The organism is Bradyrhizobium sacchari (genome assembly GCF_002068095.1).
Taxonomy (GTDB): domain Bacteria; phylum Pseudomonadota; class Alphaproteobacteria; order Rhizobiales; family Xanthobacteraceae; genus Bradyrhizobium; species Bradyrhizobium sacchari.
On sequence record NZ_LWIG01000013.1, the window covers coordinates 1 to 5038 of the forward strand.

The 5038-nt window shown below is 63.7% G+C and carries 4 protein-coding genes; 2 read left to right on the plus strand and 2 right to left on the minus strand.

The features are described from left to right. Positions 1-819: transposase (locus A5906_RS17150; RefSeq protein ID WP_080136578.1), on the plus strand; the 819-nt coding region annotated here is incomplete at its 5' end. Positions 820-838: 19 nt separating this feature from the next. On the opposite strand, the gene ppk2 is transcribed toward A5906_RS17150, so the two are convergent. After that, on the minus strand, positions 839-1759 hold the full coding sequence (gene ppk2, locus A5906_RS17155) for a polyphosphate kinase 2 (RefSeq protein WP_080136579.1): 921 nt from the start codon (positions 1757-1759) through the stop codon (positions 839-841). A 149-nt stretch (positions 1760-1908) separates the two neighbouring features. Beyond that, complete coding sequence (locus tag A5906_RS17160; protein ID WP_018648199.1) at positions 1909-2370, minus strand: Lrp/AsnC family transcriptional regulator; 462 nt, start codon at positions 2368-2370, stop codon at positions 1909-1911. 133 nt (positions 2371-2503) lie between these two features. Here A5906_RS17160 and A5906_RS17165 point away from each other — a divergent pair, with 133 nt between their 5' ends. Beyond that, entirely contained in the window at positions 2504-4867 is a 2364-nt protein-coding gene (locus A5906_RS17165) for a transketolase (protein ID WP_080136580.1), read from the plus strand. Positions 4868-5038 lie beyond the last annotated feature (171 nt).

Here is a 5038-nt window from a genome sequence, read left to right on the forward strand (position 1 = left end):
GCAAAGGCGGGCGTCGAGCGGGTCGGGATCGAGGCGACCGGTGGTTACGAGCGTGGGGTGGTCAGGCACCTGCAGGCGGCGGGCTTTGTTGTTCTGGTTCTCCAACCACTCCAGGTGCGGGCCTTCGCGCGCCTGCACCGTCAGAGAGCCAAAAATGATGCCCTTGATGCGGCTTTGATTGCCGCATGTGCGGCCGTAATCGAACCGCATGAGATTGGGCAGGATTTGCGACTGACTGCGCTTGCCGATGCCCTGACCTTCGTCGAACAAATCGAGGAGGATATCGCTCGCTTCAAGACCAGGCTCGAGCACATCGGCGAACCGCGCCTTAAACGAATGGTTCTCGCCGACATTGCGCGGCTCAAGGTACGAAGACTCGCGCAGCTGCGCCTCATTGCCAAGCAATTGCGCGCTCACCACGATCTGGCTGTTCGATTGGATCTCGTGATGAGCGTGCCGGGTATTGGCGAGCGCACCGCGCTGGCCCTGATTATCCGGATGCCCGAGCTCGGCCTTATCAGCCGGGAGCAGGCATCGGCGCTCGCCGGGCTCGCGCCTTTCGATGACGACAGCGGAAAATACAAGGGCCAGCGCCACATCGCCGGCGGCCGGGCCCGCCTTCGGCGCTCACTTTACGCTGCGGCGCTCCCAGCTGCCTTTCGCTGGAACAAGGCGTTGATGAACCTCTACAGCCGCCTCACAGCCGCTGGAAAAGCGCACAGCGTCGCTCTTATCGCCTGCGCCAGGAAGCTCCTCATCTACGCCAACACCGTTGTTGCTAGAGGCACGCCCTGGCTCCAAAATACCCCCGCGACTTAATGGTTGCTACGAGATCTTCTCAGTACTTAGAAGGCACGTACATCTCCGGCGGGACCGGGCCGCGGTGATAGTCCGGATTGCGCACGCGCGCCGGCAGCACCACCGGCACGCGCGAGACCTCCTTGTACGGGATCTGGGTCAACAGATGCGAGATGCAGTTGAGCCGCGCCCGCTTCTTGTCGACGGCATCGACGATCCACCATGGTGAGTCCGGCAGGTGAGTGTGCTCCAGCATCGTTTCCTTGGCCTTGGTGTAGGCCTCCCAGCGGCTGCGCGCCTCGACGTCCATCGGGCTCAGCTTCCACTGCTTGAGCGGATCCTTGATGCGCATGGTAAAGCGGAACTGCTGCTCGTCGTCGGTGATCGAGAACCAATATTTGACCAGGATGATGCCGGAGCGGATCAGCATCCGCTCGAACTCCGGCACGGTCTTGAAGAACTCCTGGTATTGCTCCTCGGTGCAGAAGCCCATCACGCGCTCGACGCCGGCGCGGTTGTACCAGCTACGGTCGAACAGCACGATCTCGCCGCCGGCGGGGAGATGCGCCACGTAGCGCTGGAAGTACCATTGCGACCGCTCGCGCTCGCTCGGCGCGGGCAGCGCGGCGACGCGGCAGATGCGCGGATTGAGGCGCTGGGTGACGCGCTTGATGACGCCGCCCTTGCCGGCGGAATCGCGGCCCTCGAACAGCACCACGACCTTCTTTTTTTCGCTCTGCACCCAGTCCTGCAGCTTGACCAGCTCGCCCTGGAGGCGGAGCAGCTCCCTGAAATAGAGTTTTCGGTCGACCGTCGGGTTCAGCGTGTCGGTTTCGTCCAGGAGCTCATCGAGACGGGCATCGTCCAGCTCCATCTCCAGTTCCTCGTCGAGATCGTCGGCCATCTCCTGGATGATGCGCTCACGCTTGGCGGTCTGGGCGGTGCGGTCTGATGCGGTCATGGCTACGGCTCTCGGGTGGGAACGGTTGTCAAATGACCATCGGTGCCCTTTGTTTCATCTATGTGACAACTTCTGCTGCCTCGGATGGAGTGCCGGGAACTGCTGCCCTGGATTGCTTCGTCGCGAGGGCTCCTCGCAATGACAATCCATCACACCGGCAGAGCGATCGAGTATTTCACCTGACTCAGCGCAAAGCTTGATTCGATCGAGGCGATGCCGTCGAGGCGGGTCAGCTTGGTCTTCAGGAACGTCTCGTAGGAGGCGAGGTCGGCGGCGACGACACGCAGCAGATAGTCGCGATTGCCGGTCATCAGATAGCACTCCAGCACCTCGTCCCATTTCGAGATGGCGCGGGCGAAGCGGTTGAGGTCCTCCTCCTTCTGCCGCGCCAGCTTGATCGAGATGAAGACGCTGACGTGGAGGCCGAGCGCCTTTTGGTCGACGGTTGCGACATAGCGCGAGATCACACCGCGCTCCTCCAGCAGCTTGACCCGGCGATGGCAGGGCGAGACCGAGAGCCCGACCTTGTCGGCGAGCTCCTGCATGGTCAGGCGGCTGTCGTTCTGGAGATAGCTGAGGATCTTGCGGTCGATGGCGTCGAGCTCGGGCATTGGGATGGAACCTGTATCAGGGGGCAGTTCATTGGGAAATTATCCCAATATCGGCGGGTATGGCGCGAAAAATTGAGAAGTTTGGCGTTGCCGGCGGGCGTATCATCGGGGACCTTTTTCCGGGAGCATTGCCATGCCCGTTGATTCCGCCCGTCTCGACACCTTGACCGCGCTCAGCCGCAAGGCGCTGTGGCTGTCGTCCTGGACAATCCACCACGCCAACCATGTCCGCGCCAACGCTGATGGACTCAAGGTCGGCGGGCACCAGGCCTCGTCCGCCTCGCTCGCCACCATCATGTCGGCGCTGTACTTCCATGTGCTGCGCCCCGAGGACCGCGTCGCGGTGAAGCCGCATGCGAGCCCGGTGTTCCACGCCATCCAGTATCTGTTCGGCCGGCAGAGCCGCGAGAAGCTGGAGAATTTCCGCGGCTTCAAGGGCGCGCAGTCCTATCCATCGCGCACCAAGGACGTCGACGACGTCGATTTCTCCACCGGCTCGGTCGGCCTTGGCGTCGCGCAGACGCTGTTCGCTTCGCTGGTGCAGGACTACGTCAAGGCGCATGGCTGGATGAAGGATCGCCGCGAAGGGCGAATGATTGCCCTCGTCGGTGATGCCGAGATGGACGAAGGCAACATCTTCGAAGCGCTCGCGGAGGGCTGGAAGCACGGCCTGCGCAACACCTGGTGGGTGGTCGACTATAACCGCCAGTCGCTCGACGCCGTCGTGCGCGAAGGTCTTTGGGAAAAGTTCGAGACCATGTTCCGCAATTTCGGCTGGGACGTCGTCATCGTGAAATACGGCCGGCTCATGCGCGAGGCGTTTGCGGAAGCAGGCGGCGAGGCGCTCAAGCGCTGGATCGACAATTGCCCGAACGCGCTCTATGCGGCGCTGTGCTTCCAGGGCGGCGCGGCGTTCCGCAAGCATCTGCATGACGAGATCGGCGACCAGGGCCCGATCACTCAACTGATCGACAAGCGCAGCGATGAGGAGCTGCTGGCGCTGATGTCGAATCTCGGCGGCCACGACATGGCGAGCATGCTGGAGGCGTTCGAGTCCATCGACCACGACCGCCCGGTCTGCTTCATCGCCTACACCATCAAGGGCGTCGGTCTGCCGTTCCAGGGCCACAAGGACAACCATGCCGGCCTGATGACGGTCGCGCAGATGGAGAAATACCGCGACAGCCAGAACATCCGTCCCGGCCACGAATGGGACAAGTACGAGGGCCTCGCGCAATCCGCTGCCGAGCTCGACGCTTTCCTCGCAAGCGTGCCGTTCAACCAGGACGGTCGCCGGCTGACCGCGCCCGTGATCGAGGTGCCCCAGCAGCTCGCCTTCAAGCCGTCGCCGCAGATGTCGACCCAGCAGGGCTTTGGTCTCGTGCTCAACGAGATCGCACGTGGCGACAGCGAACTGGCAAGACGCATCGTCACGACGTCGCCCGACGTGACCGTCTCGACCAATCTAGGCCCCTGGGTGAACCGCCGCGGCCTGTTCGCCAGCGCCGAGAAGGCGGACTTATTCCGCAGTGAGAAAATTCCGTCCACCTACAATTGGGATGCCTCGCCCAAGGGCCAGCATCTCGAGCTTGGCATCGCCGAGATGAACCTGTTCATCATGCTCTCGGCGCTCGGCCTGTCGCACCAGATCAACGGCGCACGGCTGTTGCCGGTCGGCACGCTCTACGATCCCTTCATCGAGCGCGGCCTCGATGCGCTGAATTACGCTTGCTACCAGGATGCCCGCTTCATGGTGGCGGCGACGCCGTCCGGCATCACGCTCGCTCCCGAGGGTGGCGCGCACCAGTCGATCGCAACGCCCCTGATCGGCATGGCGCAGGACGGGCTCGCCTCGTTCGAGCCGGCTTTCGTCGACGAGCTCGCCGTGATCATGGGGTGGGGTTTTGACCACATGCAGCGCGATCCCGGCGAGGGCGGTTCAGTGTACCTGCGCCTCTCGACGCGCTCGATCGAGCAGGCGCAGCGGATCATGTCGCCGGAGCTTGCGCAGGGCATCACCGACGGCGCCTATTGGCTGCGCAAGCCGGGCCCGAATGCCGAGGTCGTGATCGCCTATACCGGCGCGGTCGCGCCAGAGGCGATCGAGGCGACCGGGTTCATCGGCGAGAGCCGGCGCGACATCGGCTTGCTCGCGATCACCTCGGCCGACCGTCTCCACGCCGGGTGGACCGCCGCACGGAAATTGCGCCGTGACCGGCGCGGCGTGCAGCACCTCAGCCACATCGAAAAGCTGCTGGCGCCACTGCCGCGCGATTGCGGCATCGTGACCGTGATCGATGGCCATCCCTCCGCGCTCGGCTGGCTCGGCAGCGTCCGCGGTCATCGCGTCGAGGCGCTCGGCGTCGAGCAGTTCGGGCAGACCGGCAGCATCGCGGACCTCTACCGCCACTACGGCATCGACGCGAATGCGATCATCGATGCGGCCGAAAGCCTCACCACCGGCGCGCCGGTGCTGCATCGGAAGATGGCGGTGTAGTCCAGGTAACTGCGTCGTCATTCCGGGGCGACGCGTAGCGTCGAGCCCGGAATCCATCTGGCCTCAGCATAGGTGGTGAATTGGATTCCGGGTTCGCGGCTTTGCCGCGCCCCGGCATGACAGCTTTGACACCTTGCCTCGTTCCCGCCATCGGCTCATATAACCTCCGTC

Coding starts and splice junctions, on each gene's coding strand:
- ppk2 (WP_080136579.1), bottom strand. CDS start 1,759: ATGACCGCATCAGACCGCACCGCCCAGACCGCCAAGCGTGAGCGCATC.
- A5906_RS17160 (WP_018648199.1), bottom strand. CDS start 2,370: ATGCCCGAGCTCGACGCCATCGACCGCAAGATCCTCAGCTATCTCCAG.
- A5906_RS17165 (WP_080136580.1), top strand. CDS start 2,504: ATGCCCGTTGATTCCGCCCGTCTCGACACCTTGACCGCGCTCAGCCGC.